The sequence below is a fragment of the Longimicrobium sp. genome (assembly GCF_035474595.1).
Taxonomy (GTDB): domain Bacteria; phylum Gemmatimonadota; class Gemmatimonadetes; order Longimicrobiales; family Longimicrobiaceae; genus Longimicrobium.
Window position 1 is genome coordinate 16,433 of the sequence record NZ_DATIND010000155.1, and the last position, 15,383, is coordinate 31,815.

At 70.9% G+C, this 15,383-nt stretch carries 12 protein-coding genes; 2 read left to right on the top strand and 10 right to left on the bottom strand.

Translation table 11 applies throughout. From position 1 onward, the window contains the following. Positions 1–315 precede the first annotated feature (315 nt). From VLK66_RS26465 to VLK66_RS26480, 4 genes are all read right to left on the bottom strand, one after another. A complete protein-coding gene (locus tag VLK66_RS26465; RefSeq protein ID WP_325312518.1) occupies positions 316–1,182 on the bottom strand; it encodes a dienelactone hydrolase family protein in 867 nt (288 codons plus the stop codon). Beyond that, positions 1,182–1,523, bottom strand: a complete 342-nt coding sequence (locus VLK66_RS26470; RefSeq protein WP_325312519.1) for a hypothetical protein — start codon at positions 1,521–1,523, stop codon at positions 1,182–1,184. The genes VLK66_RS26465 and VLK66_RS26470 overlap by 1 nt, the downstream gene beginning before the upstream one ends. Then, positions 1,520–2,554, bottom strand: coding sequence for an acetamidase/formamidase family protein (locus tag VLK66_RS26475; RefSeq protein WP_325312520.1), 1,035 nt, complete (start codon positions 2,552–2,554; stop codon positions 1,520–1,522). Before VLK66_RS26475 ends, VLK66_RS26470 begins: the two co-directional genes overlap by 4 nt. A 185-nt stretch (positions 2,555–2,739) precedes the next feature. After that, on the bottom strand, positions 2,740–4,611 hold the full coding sequence (locus tag VLK66_RS26480) for a chorismate-binding protein (protein ID WP_325312521.1): 1,872 nt from the start codon (positions 4,609–4,611) through the stop codon (positions 2,740–2,742). 509 nt (positions 4,612–5,120) lie between these two features. On the opposite strand from VLK66_RS26480, the gene VLK66_RS26485 reads away from it, so the two are divergent. Further along, positions 5,121–7,478: a TonB-dependent siderophore receptor gene (locus VLK66_RS26485; protein WP_325312522.1), complete on the top strand. Its 2,358-nt coding sequence runs from the start codon at positions 5,121–5,123 to the stop codon at positions 7,476–7,478. Positions 7,479–7,861: 383 nt separating this feature from the next. On the opposite strand, the gene VLK66_RS26490 is transcribed toward VLK66_RS26485, so the two are convergent. From VLK66_RS26490 to VLK66_RS26515, 6 genes are all read right to left on the bottom strand, one after another. Further along, entirely contained in the window at positions 7,862–8,230 is a 369-nt protein-coding gene (locus tag VLK66_RS26490; protein WP_325312523.1) for a hypothetical protein, read from the bottom strand. Between the two features lie 28 nt (positions 8,231–8,258). Beyond that, the gene (locus VLK66_RS26495) at positions 8,259–8,846 is read right to left on the bottom strand and encodes a TetR/AcrR family transcriptional regulator (protein WP_325312524.1); all 588 of its coding nucleotides are present in this window, start codon (positions 8,844–8,846) and stop codon (positions 8,259–8,261) included. 5 nt (positions 8,847–8,851) lie between these two features. Next, positions 8,852–9,460, bottom strand: coding sequence for an SRPBCC domain-containing protein (locus VLK66_RS26500; protein WP_325312525.1), 609 nt, complete (start codon positions 9,458–9,460; stop codon positions 8,852–8,854). A 330-nt stretch (positions 9,461–9,790) separates the two neighbouring features. Next, on the bottom strand, positions 9,791–10,381 hold the full coding sequence (locus tag VLK66_RS26505; protein ID WP_325312526.1) for a hypothetical protein: 591 nt from the start codon (positions 10,379–10,381) through the stop codon (positions 9,791–9,793). A gap of 93 nt (positions 10,382–10,474) precedes the next feature. Next, positions 10,475–11,899 carry a mercuric reductase gene (locus VLK66_RS26510; RefSeq protein ID WP_325312527.1) on the bottom strand — a complete coding sequence of 475 codons (1,425 nt, stop codon included), beginning with the start codon at positions 11,897–11,899 and terminating at the stop codon, positions 10,475–10,477. 192 nt (positions 11,900–12,091) lie between these two features. After that, complete coding sequence (locus tag VLK66_RS26515) at positions 12,092–12,616, bottom strand: dihydrofolate reductase family protein (protein ID WP_325312528.1); 525 nt, start codon at positions 12,614–12,616, stop codon at positions 12,092–12,094. A 143-nt stretch (positions 12,617–12,759) separates the two neighbouring features. Here VLK66_RS26515 and VLK66_RS26520 point away from each other — a divergent pair, with 143 nt between their 5' ends. After that, positions 12,760–15,051: a PBP1A family penicillin-binding protein gene (locus tag VLK66_RS26520; RefSeq protein ID WP_325312529.1), complete on the top strand. Its 2,292-nt coding sequence runs from the start codon at positions 12,760–12,762 to the stop codon at positions 15,049–15,051. The last annotated feature ends 332 nt before the right edge of the window (positions 15,052–15,383 follow it).

Genomic DNA, 15,383 nt, shown 5'->3' on the forward strand with positions numbered 1-15,383 from the left:
TCCTGAGGCCGGCCACGCCATCCTCCGAATCCGCGCAGAACTTTGCAGGCCGAAGGATCTATCGCCCGTTCAGCACGTGAATGGAAGGAACGCACCGACGTTCTTCGGCCGGAAATCATCGCACAACGAAGACCGTTCGGCGTGAATCCGCGACTCACGTGCTTGGACTGGCTATAGATCCTTCGGCCTGCGAGTGCCTGTGCGGACTCGGCTTCGGCGTGGCCGGCCTCAGGATGACGTCTCGTTTCTTCGGGATAATCGGAACTAAAAGCAGAGCAGCGGGAGCATCTCGCTGCTCTGCTTTTGTTGGGCGGGTCAGCCGCGGAGGTGGCGGTGGAACCACTGGACGGTGCGCGGCCATGCGGCGCGCGCGGCCTGCAGGTTGGCGCCGTTCTGGCCGTCCTGCTGGCGCAGGAAGCCATGGCCCGCGCCGGGAAAGACTTGGTGCTGGTACGTCCGCCCCAGCGCGCGCATCGCCGAGTCGGCGGGGGCGATGGTGGCATCGACGCGCGCGTCGTTCTCGCCGTACAGCCCCAGCACCGGCGCGCGCACGCTCGCCAGCGACTGGGTGGAAGGCGAGACGCCGTAGTAGACGACCGACGCGCCCAGACCCGGCGCGTGCACCGCGTGGGCGAACGAGACGCCGCCGCCCCAGCAGAAGCCGACGATGCCGTAACGCGGAAGCGCCGCCGGGAGCGCCATGGCGTAGCGCGCCGTGGCGTCCAGCCGGCGCTGCACCGTGGCCGCGTCCAGCGTGCGGATGGCGGCCGTGGCCGAGTCGCGCACCGGGTCGCCGTCCGGCCCCACCGGCACGCCCTTCCCCGACAGCAGGTCCGGCGCGATGGCGATGAAGCCGTCGGCCGCGAGCTGGTCGGCCACGCCGCGGATCCAGCCGGTGAGGCCGAAGATCTCGTGCACGACCACCACCACCGGCGCGCGGTCCCGCCGCTCGGGGTAGACGACCCACGCGCGCACGCTGTCGCCCGGCCCGGCGCTCACCATCGCCCACTCGCCGTGGCGGGGCGAGGCGGCCAGGCGCGCCTGCACCTCCGCGGCGCCCGCGGGGATCGCGGTCTGCGAGCGTGCGGCCGAGGCCGTGTCCGCGGACCCGCCCATGCGCGGCGTGCACGCGGCCAGGAGGACGGAGATCGGAAGAGCCAGCACGGGGGCGATTCTACGCATCAGTCGCGCTCCAGGGGTGGAGGGTTTTTCTCGTCCGATCCCGGCTGGCTTCTGAACCTCGCGACGGCGTCGGATACTTCAGCCTGCAGGCGGCTTTCCAGATCGCGTTCGCTGAAATCGCGCCACCGGTACGCGATCTTCGCGGCGAGATATTCGATGAAGACGCGCCCGAGCGCCCTGTACTCCTCGCGCTCCGCATCGGACAGCTGGACGAGCAGGGAGAAGCCGGCGGCTCCCTCGCCGCAATTGACGTCCAGGTAGTAGTGGTTTTCTGCACCCGGCTTCCCTTCGTCCAGCAGGAACCACGCAGCCGGGTGGTGATCGATCACGTGCAGTTTCACTGCGAAGCCCGCCGCCGCAGGATCGCCTTGGGGATCATCACGTGCACGCCCACGTTGCCGTCCACCAGCTCGGTGATGTCGACGTCGCAGGCCACGCTGGTGAGCATGTAGGCGTCGTCGTGCGAGAGCCCCTGCGTGGTCATCAGGAAGTCGATCGCCTGCCGCACCGCGATCCTGGTCGCCTGCACCAGCGACGTATCCATCCCCATCGTGATCCAGTGCGTGGGCGTCTCGGCGCGCGGCCACGCCAGGTGCATGTCCTTGCGCACGATGACGCGGAAGGTGCCCGTGAGCGACGTCTCCAGCGCGGTGATGTCGACCTCGCCGTTCCCCTGCCCGGCGTGGCCGTCGCCGATCTCCAGCAGCGCGCCCGGCGTGTGGACGGGGATGTAGAGCGTGGTGCCCGCCACCAGCTCCTTGTTGTCCAGGTTGCCGGCGTGGATGTCGGGCGGCGCGCTGTTCACGCGCCCGCGCGAGCGCGGCGGCGCCACGCCGATGCTGCCGAAGAACGGATGCAGCGGAACGTCGATCCCCGGCGCGAAGCGGGCCACCATCCGCCGCCGGTCCAGGGGGATGATGCGCATCCGCGCGTACGGAAAGTCTTCCGGCAGAAAGCCGCGGCCCACGCCGAACGCGTTGTAGGCGTAGGGGATGGCCAGCTCGATGCGCTGGATGCGCACCTCCAGCACGTCGCCCGAGTCGGCGCCCTCCACGTAGACGGGGCCGGTGAGGATGTGGCCGCCCGGGCCCCGGTTGGTAACCGTGCGCGTGATCTCGCGCAGCGCCGGCTCGATCTGCGCGGGCGGCACGCCGGCCGCCTGCAGCCGTTCGGGGGTGGAGGTGATGAGCGTGCCCACCACCAGCTGGTCGCCCGAGCGGATGCGCAGCACCGGCGCCGCGGCGGCGTCGTAATATCCCCACGCGACGGTCGCCGGCGTCGGCATCAGGCGGTGCGTCGTCTGCGCGGCGCCGGGCGAAATGGCCGCGAAGAGCGCGGCGAGCGCGGCCGCGGCGGTCGAGAAGCGGGGCATGGGCACTCCTTCCCGCGAGGGAGCGGAAGGGGCGAAATCGAGTGGGGAATGGACGGAGGACAGGCTAGCCGCGGCGCGGGGATCGTGCAAGCGGACCCGGATATCGGAAAAGGAAGCAGCGCAGCGGAGAGATGAAACTCCTCCGCTGCCCTGCTTCTCCGCCTGAACCCCGATCTTTTCCCCGGTCAGTCCGGGAGGAGCGAGACCAGGGCGTCGCGGACCAGGTCGTAGCCGCGCGGGGTGAGGATGGACTCGGGGTGGAACTGCACGCTCACGAAGCCGGGGCCGCGCAGCGCGTGCACCTCGCGCGTCTGCGCGTCCGCCGCGATCTCCACGCCGGGAAGCTCGCGATCGGCCATCGCCGCGAAGGTGTTGTAGAAGCCCACGCGCTCCGGGTGGCCGAAGAGGTCGATCACCTCCTGCGCGCCCTGGAAGGGCACCTGCTTGTTGATCACCGGAAGGCCCAGCATCTCCGACAGGATCTGGTGCGACAGGCACTCGGCGAAGAACGGCCGCCCCGCATCGCGCAGCCCGGCGATGATCTCGCGCATCCGCACCATCCGCGGGTCGGTGCGCGACGTCGGGTCGCCGGGGCCGGGGCCCATCACCACCAGGTCGGCCGCGTCGTCCAGCGAGAAGTCGGCGTAGCGCACCACGCGCACCTCGGCCCCCATCTGCCCGATCATCCGCTTCAGCATGTTGGCGAAGCTGTCGTCGGCCTCCACGATGGTCACCCGCTTCCCCCGCAGCCGCGGCACCACGGAGTAGACGGCGCTCTGCGGCTCGAACCAGAAGCGGGAGAGATACAGATTGCGGCGCTGCAGCAGGATCTGCACGGTTTCGGCGTCGACCGCGTCCAGCAGGCGCTGGGGGCGCGCGGCCGCGGTGCCGCTGGCGCGGATGGCGTTCAGCACGCCGGCAATCTTCACCTCCGTCTCCTTCACCTCGCTGGCCGGGTCCGACCCGCGCACCAGCGTGGCGCCGACCCGGACGACGAGCCGTCCGTCGCGGTCCACCTCGAGGGTGCGGATGGTGATGGGGGCGTCGAGCGTGGGCTGCCCTTCCGCGTCGCGGCCCATCAGGGCGATGGTGGCGCCGTAGTAGCCGCGCGACTCGCGCTCGTAGCGGTGGATCACGCGGAAGGCGCTCTGCACCGGGCTGCCGGTGACGGTGGGCGCGAACATCGACTCGCGCAGCAGCTCGGAGATGCCGCGGCCGGACTCGCCCAGCAGCAGGTACTCGGTGTGGATCAGGCGGCTCATCTCCTTCAGCAGCGGGCCCACGATGGCGCCGCCCTGGTCGCACAGCTCGCACATGATCTTCAGTTCTTCGTCCGTCACCATGAAGAGCTCGAAGATCTCCTTCTCGTCGCGCAGGAAGTCCAGGAACGCGCGCTGGGCGGCGGCCGGCGTGGCGCCCGGCTCCTTGCGGAAGGTGCCGGAGATGGGGTTCATCATCACCTGCCCGCCGCGCGCGGAGATGTGCCGCTCCGGCGTGGCGCCCAGCACGTAGCGCTCGCCGTCGCTGAACAGAAAGGTCCAGTAGGTGCCGAACTCGTGGGTGAGGAACGAGCGGACGATGCTCAGGATTCCCTCGAACGAGCTTCCGGGGAGCGTGGCCGTGCAGCGCCGGGCGATGACGAAGTTGCTGCCTTCGCCGCGCCCGATCTCGTGCTCGACGATGCGGCGGACGGTGGCCTCGTACTCCTCGGGGGTGGTGTCGAACTCCAGGTCGCGCAGCTCCACCGGGCGGTCGGGGAGCGCGGCCAGCACCTCGTCCAGCCCGTACTCCGTGGCCTCGTCCACCATCAGCGTGAGGATGGGCTCGCCGCCGTCGTGCACGGGAAAGCCGCGCTCGCGCGCCTGCGCGAAGGGAATGAGGCTGACCGAGTCCAGCGTTTCGGCGCCCGCGGGCCCGGTGCGCCGGGGGATGTCGTCGATCGCGCGGTCGCGGCGGATCTGGCCGGTGCAGAGCCACACGCCCGGCTCGTTCTTCCGCCGCAGGAGGAAGAAGGGGCGATCGGGATGGACGGAGAACGGGCGGCGCTCGGTGCTCATGGAACGGGCCGGGATGATGGACGGGAGACAGAAACAAGCGCTCCAGCGGCTTCCGCGCGCCATCCGTGGCTCGGAGCTGCGGATGAATCGCGCGGGCGCTGGAGGGCTGGGCATCGCCCCCGGCGCGGCAGCGGATGGGCGCGCGGTGCCGGGGTGATGCGAGAAATCTAACGAATCCGCGGGGATGCGTCAGGCGGTGTTCGTTGCGACGGATTTCGGGCGGGAGACGATGCCGGTGAGCGGGCCGGCCACGCACCGGCGACTGAGGAAGTCGCAGCAACAACGACGGGAAGCTTCGCAAACCGCGCGAGGCTGATCCGCTCATCCCGCGGCATCGGCGCTCACGACCGACCTCCTTCGTCCATGATCAGACGGTGCAAGTATCTTCCCCGCAACAGCTTGCGTCCAAGCCCAGAATTCCGGACGGAATGGCGCTGTTGCGCGAGGCGGTGAGGGAGCTTAGGATGTGATTGAGAATCGTTCTCAACCATCCTGGACTGTGCTCGACCATGAGACTGCTATCCGCCGCGGGCGCGCTGTGCGTGCTCGCCAGCGCTTCGGCCCACGGGCAGGCCGCCCGGCCGGCCTTCGACTTTGCCGCGGCCATGACGCCGGGCGACACGCTTGGGCGCATCTCCTTCAGCATTCCCGCGCTGCCGGTGGCGGAGGCGCTGGGCGAGTTCTCGCGCCAGGCCGACGTGCGCGTGCAGCTGGCGTCCACCGCGGGCGCCGCGGCGCGCACGCACGCCGTCAGCGGCACCTTCACCGCCGCCGAGGCGCTGCGGCTGCTGCTGGAGGGCACCGGCCTCACCGCGCGCTTCTCCGGCGTCCGCACCGCCATCGTGATCCCCGCCGACGGGGGCGAGTACGCGCTGAAGTCGATCACCGCCACCGCCGAGCGCAGCGCCGGCTACTCGGCCGTGCGCAGCACCACCGCGATGAAGACGCCCACGCCGCTGCGCGACGTGCCGCAGTCGGTGAGCGTGGTCACGCGCGACGTGATCTCCGACCAGGCCATGCAGGGGATGGCCGACGTGGTGCGCTACGTTCCCGGCGTGCAGATGGGGCAGGGCGAGGGGCACCGCGACGCGCCCACCATCCGCGGCAACGCGAGCACGGCCGACTTCTTCGTGGACGGCGTGCGCGACGACGCGCAGTATCTGCGCGACCTGTACAACGCCGAGCGGGTGGAGGCGCTGAAGGGGAGCAACGCCATGATCTTCGGCCGCGGCGGTGGCGGGGGCGTGCTGAACCGCGTGAGCAAGGAGGCGCAGTGGGCCCCCGTCCGCACGCTCACCGCCGAGACGGGCTCGTGGGGCCATCGCCGCACGATGATCGACGTCGGCGAGGGGCTGAGCGGGACGGTGGCCGCGCGCTTCAACGGGATGTACGAGAACTCCGGCGGCTTCCGCGACCGGGCGGATCTCCAGCGTTACGGCATCAATCCCACGCTGGCGATCGGCCTCGGCAACACCACCGTCCGCGCGGGCTACGAGCTGTTCAGCGACCGCCGCAACGTGGACCGCGGCATCCCCTCGTTCCAGGGGCGCCCGGCGGAGACCGACATCACCACCTTCTTCGGCAACCCCGACATCTCGCACGCGCGGATGCGGGTGCACGCGGCGACGGCGTCGGTGGAGCACACGGCGGGCGCCATCACCCTGCGCAACCGCTCGCGCTTCGCCGACTACGACAAGTTCTACCAGAACAGCTATCCCGGCGCGGTGAACGCGGACGCCAGCCAGGTGGCGCTGAGCGCGTACAACCACGCGATCGGCCGCCGCAACTGGTTCAACCAGACGGACCTCATCGCCGTGGCGCCCACCGGTGGCGTGAAGCACACGGTGCTGCTGGGCGCGGAGGTCAGCCGCCAGCGCACGGCGCAGGTGCGCAACACCGGCTACTACAACGACGCGTTGACCTCCTTCTCCGTCCCCTTCGGCGATCCCACGGTCACCACGCCCATCACCTTCCGGCAGAGCGCGACGGACGCGGACAACCGTACGATCGCGACCGTCGCCGGCGTGTACCTGCAGGAGCAGGCGGAGCTCACGCCCTGGCTGCAGGCGGTGGGCGGGCTCCGCTTCGACCGCTTCGACGTGGATTACCGCAACAACCGGAATGGAGACGAGCTGGGCCGCCGCGACGAGCTGTGGTCGCCGCGCGCGGGGCTGGTGCTGAAGCCGGTGCGGACGGCGTCGCTGTACGGGAGCTGGAGCATCTCCTACCTCCCCAGCAGCGGCGACCAGTTCAGCTCGCTGACGGCCACGACCGAGACGCTGGAGCCGGAGCGCTTCGCCAACCGCGAGGTGGGGGCGAAGTGGGACGTGCGGCCGAACCTGGCGCTCACCGCGGCCGTGTACCGGCTGGACCGCACCAACACCTCGGCGCCGGACCCGGCGGACCCGTCGCGGATCGTGCAGACGGGCGCGCAGCGGACCACCGGCTTCGAGCTGGGCGCCGCGGGGAACGTCACGCGGAACTGGCAGATCGTGGGCGGGTTCGCGTCGCAGAACGCGCGGATCGTGAGCGCCACCAGCGCGGCGAAGGCGGGCGCGCGCGTTCCCCTGGTGCCGCACCAGACGGTGTCGCTGTGGAACCGCGTGCAGGTGATGCCGGCGCTGGGGCTGGGCCTGGGCGTCGTGCGGCAGAGCGACATGTTCGCGGCGATCGACAACACGGTGACGCTGCCCGGCTTCACGCGGGCCGACGGCGCGCTGTTCGTGCGCATCAACCCCGCGCTGGGCGCGCAGGTGAACGTGGAGAACCTGTTCGACAAGAGGTACTACGCCACGAGCCAGGGGAACAACAACATCATGCCGGGCGCCAAGCGCACGCTCCGCATCTCCCTCACCGCGCATCCGTAGGGCCGGACAACATCAGGGTTGCACGCAGAGAAGCAGAGCAGCGGAGGGTGCGCTGCTCTGCTTCTTCTTGTGCGATTCTCACCTGGCTAATCCTCGCACCAACGAAAAAGACGTCATCCTGAGGCCGGCCACACAGTCACTTATCCCTCGCCAGAATCAGCAGGCCGAAGGATCTATAACGTAGGCCACACGTCACTCCGAGCGCCGCGCCGATGCCTCCTCGCGTTGTCGATCGACGGAAGGCTCGGTGCGATGCCCCGAGTCACGTGCTCGGCCGGCTATGGATCCTTCGGCCTGCAACCTATTGCACGGGAACGGGTTGCCGTGTGGCCGGCCTCAGGATGACGTCTTGGGCCGTGGCGTCGAAGAAGCTCTCCCGATTGTCAGCTGTTCGTCGCGGGGCGGCGGGTGAGGGCGGCTACCGCGGCGCCGCCGATGGCGCCGGTGACGGCCGAGCTGACCGTGCCGAACGCCAGCACCACGGCGGGCACGTCGCCCAGCGCGAAGGAGACGGCGATGCCGATCAGCGCGCAGACGCCGCCCGCGACCGCGCCGCCGACGGCGCCCTGGCCGATCCCCGGGCGCGCCATCCGCGCGTAGAGGGCGCCGGCCACCAGCGAGATTGCCATCCCCAGCACCGCGAAGAGGCTGGCGATGACGGGCGCCCAGTGGCCCAGGATCACCATCGTGAGCTGCAGGACGGTGCCGGCGGCGGTGGCCTCGGCGAGCGCGCGGTTGTTCGGGGTGGACATGGTGCGATCTCCAGTGCGAGGGGGTGGGTCAGGGGGACTGCAGGGTGGCGATGTAGCGGCGGAGCTGGCCGATGCAGGCGTCGTACGGCTCCAGGCTGCGGTGGGTGCGCGCCTGCATCACCGCGCCTTCCATGGTGGTGAGAATGAACTGCGCCAGCGCGCGGCGGTCCACGTCGCCCGCCAGCCGGTCCGCCGCGTCGTCCAGGCACCCTTCGACGGCGGCGGTCCAGGCGCCGAAGTTGGCGGCCAGCAGCTCGCGCACGGGCGGGTCGGGCTCGTGCAGCTCCAGCGCGAGGCTGCCGATGGGGCACCCGTAGAAGCAGTCGGTGTCCACCAGCGCCTGCCGGTAGCGTGCGAGCAGCGCGAAGATCCGCTCCAGCGGGTCCGCCACGCCCTCCCACGCCGGGTCCAGCAGCATGGGATGGATGCCGTCGCGGAAGCGGGTGAGCACCGCCACCAGCAGGTCCTGCTTGGTGGGAAAGAAGTGGTACAGGCTTCCCGCGTTGGCGCGCGCCGCCTGCAGCACGTCGGCGATGCTGGTGGAGTTGTACCCCTTCTCCCAGAACAGCCGCATCGCCGCGTCCAGCAGCCGCTCGCGGGTGTCCTGCGCGTGCATCGGGCTCAGCGCCGGCCGCGGGTGCGCTCGTACCAGGGCTTGAAGCGCTCCGCCAGGAAGTGGCGCCACACGCCGTCCACCGCCGCGTCCAGCCCCGGCGGCAGCTCGCCCGCGGCGTGGAACTCCACCTTCACCACCGTGCTGTCGCCGCGCGCCGCGAAGGTGTACGTGGTGACGGCGCTCACCGCCATCCCCGTGAGCCCCAGCGGTCCCTCGTAGCGCAGCGTGTTCGGGCGGTCGACCACGGTGACCACCGCGTGGCGCACCGCGTTCCCGCCCAGGCTGTCCGCGACCTCGCAGAAGCACCCGCCCACCCGCGGCTCCAGGTACATCCGCCGGGGATTGGCGAAGAGGTGATGGTCCCACCACGGGAGCACGTCGCCGGTGATGGCCGCAAAGGCTTTGGCGGGGGTGCCGGGGACGGTGACGCTCTGCTCGACGACGAACGCGCCGGCGGGGGTCGGGCGGGGCGACGGCTGCGGTCCCTGCGCGTTCTGCCCCGCGCCCGCGGCGGGAACGAGCGCCAGCGCCAGCGCGCCGGTGATGGCTGCGGTCCGGATCACGGGAGACGAGGTGCGGGTGGGGAGATGGAGATGAAGGACTTGGTTGAGCATTCAACTCATGCTCGCGAGCGGAGACAATGTCAAGATTCTTGTTTGCGACAGATGGGTGAGTGCGCTCCGGCAATCTCCACCCCGGCGAATAAATTCGCGGGCAACAACTGCACAAAGTCCCTGCGGGACTGCGGCCGCGGCATCATCGCGGATCCGAGGGGATGTGGGGGCCACACGAATGTGAAGTCCGCGAAGGCGGACTGCGTGCCTTTGTAGCCGCGGCTTCAGCCGCATTTTCGCGCACCCGAACCATCGGATCGCGCGATCGACGCACAAGAAAGCCCCGGCCGGGCGAACCCGGCCGGGGCAGTCTCACGGCTGGGCGGAGGTTTACCAGTCGCGAGCCGTGGTGGTGCCGGTGCCGCGGTCGCTCCCGTCGATGGGGCGCTCGCGGTCGGTGCCCTGGCCGGTGTCGCGCGACGAGCCCTCCATGGTGTCGCGCGTGCCCTCGACGTCGGCCGGGCGGTCGTAGCCGTAGCCGCCCTCGCGGCCGCTGGACCGCATCTGGGCGTCGTTCGCGTTCGTGTTCCCGGCGCCCAGGCTGTCCGACGGCGTGCCCATGTCGCCCTGCATCCCCGCCGCGCCCTGCATGCTCTCGCGGTCGGACGACGACATCCCCTCCATCGCCCCGTCGCCCAGGCTGCGGCTGGAGCTGCCCTCCATGTCGTCGCTGGCCATGCGGCCGTGGCGCGAGCCCTCCATCCCGCCCATGCCGTCGCGCTCCATCTCGCTGCCGCGCATGGCGTCGCGCTCCTGGCCGTCGCCCTGCATCCCCTCGCGCTCCACCTGGCCGTCGCGCTGCAGGTGGTCGCGCTCCGAGGGCGAGCCGCTCATCTCCTCGCGCTCGCTGGAGTCGCCGCGCATGGGCGTCTCGTCCATCTCGCGCTCCACCATGCCGGGGTTGCTGTCGTTGCGGTCCATGATCGTCCCTCCCAGTGCGATGCCGCCTGAATTGGCGGTTGCTTGCGGAGAGTGCAAATCGCGTTCCCGCAATGGGTTAGATTCGCATCTCCGTCACACCAGCCAGCGCACGGCCAGATCCGCGACGCGGCGCGCGAGGCCGCCCGAATACTTCGCGCGGAGGAAGGCGTCGGCGGCGCGCTTCAGTGATTCGGGGTAGGTGGGGTAGATGTGGATCATCCCCGAAAGGTCCGACAGCTTCAGGCGATGCCGGACGGCGAGGACGGCCTCGTGGATGGTCTCCCCCGCGCGCGGCCCGACGACGTGCGCGCCGGCGATGCGTCCTTTCGGATCGAGCACGAGCTTGGTGAGCCCCTCCGGCTCGCCGTCGCAGAGGGCGCGGTCCAGCGAATCGTGCCCGTAGCGGAAGACGCCCGCCTTGTCGCCCCACTCGTCGCGCGCCTCGGCTTCGGTGAGGCCCACGCGGGCGACCTCGGGCTCGGTGTAGGTGCACCAGGGGACCACGCGGTAGTCCACCTTCCGGCGCAGCGGGAAGAGCGCGTTCGGCGCGGCGATGCGGGCCTGGTAGTCGGCCACGTGGGTGAAGCGGTACGGCCCGGCCACGTCGCCCGCCGCCCACACGTTGGACGCGGAGGTGCGCAGAGCGGCATCCACCGTCACGCCCTTGTCAGTCGATTCCACGCCGATCGCGTCCAGCCCCATCTCCTCCACGTTCGGCTTGCGGCCGGTGGCGACGAGGATCACGGCCGCGCGGATCTCCATCTCCCCCGTCTTCGTACGGATGGTGATCACCTTCTGCCCGTCCTCGACGCGCACCGCCGTCGCCCGGGTGCCGAGGTGGAGGGTGATCCCCTCGCGCTCCAGCTGGCGGCGGAGGACGGCGGCGATCTCGGGGTCCTCGCGGTGCAGCACCTGCTCCGCCGCGCTGACCACCGTCACGCGCGAGCCCAGCCGCGCGAACGCCTGCGCCATCTCGATTCCGATCGGCCCCGCGCCGAGGACGAGCATGGATTCCGGGAGCGCGCGGAGATCCCACAGCGTCTCGTGCGTGAGGTATCCCGCCTCCTCCAGTCCGGCGATTTGGGGGATGGCGGTGCGCGAGCCGGTCGCCAGGATCCAGCGCTTCGAGCGGATGCGGCGGCCGCCGACCTCGGCTTCCCCGGGGGAGACGAAGCGCGCGCGGCCCTCGACCACGTCCACGCCCATGCCGCGGAAGCGCTCCGGCGAGTCGTGCGGCTCGATCTGGCGGATGACGGCGTGCACGCGCTCCATCACCCGCCGGAAGTCGGCGCGGCCGCCGTCCACCTCGATGCCGAAGTCGGCGGCGCGGCGGAGGGTGTGGAGGACGGCGGCGGAGCGGATGATGGCCTTGGACGGCACGCACCCCGTCCACAGGCACTCGCCGCCGAGCCGGTGCTGCTCCACCAGCGCCGTCCGCGCCCCGATCCCCGCCGAGACCGCCGCCGACACCAGCCCCGCCGTTCCCCCGCCGATCACCGCCAGGTCGTAACGCTCCACGGGAACCCCAGGTGCGAGAGTGCGAAAGTGCGAGAGTGCGTGACTCCGCGCGGGGGCGGATATCCCCCGCGTTACTCCAGCATCCATCCAGCTTTCCGATATCCCGGCTTCGAAGAGGCACCTTGCCCGCCTGGCTGGCCCCCTCTCCTCCGCTGCGCGGGAGAAAGGGGGGAACACAGCGCGGGGGAGGGTTCAGCGTTTCACGCGGTAAAGCAGGTACACGCAGCCGCCGCCGATCGCGCGGTTCTCCAGCAGCTCCAGGTCGAGCTGGCGGCCGAAGGGGCGGAAGAGGGGGATGCCGGAGCCGAGGAGAACCGGGTGAACGTTCGCGCCCACCTCGTCGATCAGGTCGGCCTCGAAGAGCGAGCGCGCCAGGTCGCCGCCGCCCATCACGCAGATCCCCTTTCCGGGGAGCGACTTCAGCTCGCGCACGAACGGGGCGGCGTCGCCGGTGACGAGCTCCACCCCGCCGAGGGGCCGCACGGTCATCGTCCGGGAGAAGACGTATCCCTTCACCCCCGGACTGGATCCCGCAGAGCCGTTGGCGACCGCGGCCTCGTACGTCTTCCGCCCCATCAGCACCGTGTCGACGGTGGCCCAGTACGCGGACATGATGGCGCTCACGTCGTCGCTCCAGCGCAGCCAGTCGACCGCGCCGTCGTCGCGCGCGATGAAGTGGTCCAGGCTGCAGGCGGCGCCGTAGGTGACGGTGCGCATGGAAACCTCCGGGGCTTCTGGGGCCGGCGAAGCGCGCAGCAAACGTGGCACGGCGGGCGCGCGGGGTGTATCTATATACGCTTCAACGCAGACCGGAGCTACGGCGGACCTCCGTTCGTCCCAACCCAAGCGGGCTCGAAGCGATGGCGGTGACCTGGAAGCGGATCGATACGGACCTGTGGCGCGGGCGCGCGGACCGCGCGTGGCGGCGCCTGAAGGAGGCGTGGCGCGACCGCGGCGAGCGCAGGATCGTGATCGGGCTGGGGCTGGTGAGCCTGGCCAGCTGCACCACCGGCGCGGCGGCCGCGGCGTGGACGCGCGCCTGCAGCGGCACCTGCCCCACCGCCGAGCAGGTGCAGGACTTCGCGCCGCGGCAGGCCAGCGTGGTGCTGGACGCGCGCGGCGGGCAGCTGGGCTCGTTCTACCGCGAGCGGCGCACGCTGGTGAGCATCCGCACGCTGCCGCGCTACGTGCCGCTGGCCTTCGTGGCCATCGAGGACGCGCGCTTCTTCCACCACGAGGGGGTGGACCCGGTGCGTGTGCTGGGCGCCATCCGCGACAACGTGATCGGCGGGTTCGGCAGCACGGGCGGCAGCACCATCACCATGCAGCTGGCCCGCAACATGTTCCCGCAGCAGCTGCCGCCCAACGAGAAGAGCGTGCGCCGCAAGCTGGCCGAGGTGCGGCTGGCGCTGGAGATGGAGCGCACGCTCAGCAAGGAGCGCATCCTCGAGCTGTACATCAACCACATCTACCTGGGCGCCGGCGCGTACGGGGTGGAGGCGGCCGCGCGGACGTACTTCAACAAGCCCGCGTCGCAGCTCTCCATCTCCGAGGCGGCCACCATCGCCGGCCTCCCGCAGGCGCCCAGCGCGTACAACCCGCGCGAGCACCCCGACCGCGCCCAGCGCCGCCGCGACCGGGTGCTGGAGAAGATGGCCGAGGCGGGCGTCATCACGTCCGAGCAGGCGGAGCGCGCGAAGGCCGAGCCGCTGGTGCTTCCGCCGCCCAAGGGGGCCATCCGCGCGCCGTACTTCGTGGAGGCGGTGCGCCGCGAGCTGGAGGCGCGCTTCGGCGAGCTGCTGTACACCGGCGGGCTGAAGATCTACACGGGAATCGACCCCGTGCTGCAGCAGACCGCCGAGCAGGCGCTGGAGCAGCAGCTGCGCGCGGTGGAGCACGGCGAGTACGGGGGATACAGCCACCCCACCTACGAGAAGTTCACCTCGCAGATCAAGCCGGGCGAGCCGGTGCGCTTCACCCCGTACCTGCAGGGCGTGGTCGTGGTGATGGACCCGGGGACGGGCGTGGTGCGCGCGCTGGTGGGCGGGCGCGACTTCAGCCAGAGCCAGTTCAACCGGGCCACGCAGGCGCTGCGGCAGCCGGGGAGCAGCTTCAAGCCGTTCGTGTACGCGGCGGCGCTGGAGCACGGCCGCAGCCCGCAGTACGAGGTGGCCGACGAGCCCATCTCCATTCCCACCGGCGACGGGACGTACTGGAACCCGAAGAACTACGACGGGCGCTACAGCGGCTACATCCCCATGCGCACGGGGCTGAAGTTCTCCAAGAACATGGTGGCCATCCGCCTGGGGCGCGAGGTGGGGATCGACGCGGTGCGGAGCATGGCCGCGCGCGCGGGGATCGGCACGCGGATCCCCGGATATCCGTCGGTCTACATCGGCTCGGCGGCGGTGTACCCCATCGACCTGATCGCCGCGTACGCCACCTTCGGCAACGGGGGATACCGCGTCCCCCCGCAGTACGTGGTGAAGGTGCTGGACCACCAGGGGCGCCTCCTCTGGCAGCCGCCGCAGTACCCGGAGCCGACGGTCGATCCTGCTGTCGCCTGGCTGATGACGGACATGATGCGCGACGTGGTGGACCACGGCACCGGGTACCCGGCGCGCGACCCGGCGGTGGGCGGGCTGAACTACGACATCCCCGCCGCGGGGAAGACGGGGACCACGAACGACAACACCGACCTGTGGTTCGTGGGCTTCACCCCCGAGCTGCTGGCGGGGGTGTGGATCGGGCTGGACAACCCGCAGACGATCGTGGCCGGGGCCACCGGCGGCGTGCTGGCGGTGCCGGTGTGGGCCAAGGTAATGCGGCGCTACTACCTGGGCCGCCCCGCGCCGCAGCCGTGGAAGCGGCCGGAGTCGGTGGTGGCGCGGCGGATGGCGGGGGGGCGGGTGCTGTCGGCCGACTGCCCGTGGGGCGGGGTGATCGACTACTTCGCGGCGCGGTACGCGCCGGAGCCCAGCTGCCCGGCGCCGCGCGCCGCCGAGCCGCAGTTCGTGGACCCCACGCCGGAGCTGCCGGGGCGCCCGGTGTTCCCCGGACAGAAGCGCGTCCCGCGCCCCGAGGACTTCGTGCAGCCGCAGGGCGCCGCGCCCGCGCCGGCGCAGGAGGATGGGAAGCGGAAGCGGCCGTAGCGCGGAAGTGCGGAAGTGCGTGAGTGCTGAGTGCTGAGTGCTGAGTGCTGAGTGCCGAGTGCCGAGTGCCGAGTGCCGAGTGCCACTTCCAGGGGGTGCCGAGGCTGGGGCAAGGGCGAATGAATTCGCGGCAACAACTGCCCAAAGTCCGCCTTCGCGGACTCGCGCTCCAGCATAAGCGCGAGTGCCAGGCTGAGTAGTGGCCGCGGGTAAGACGAGCCCCGCGCCTCGATCGAGGTGCGGGGCTCGGTGTATGTGTGGCGCGGATGTTCTGGCGCGAAAATGCGAGTGAACTCGCGGCTACAACTGCACACAGTCCGCCTTCGCGACGC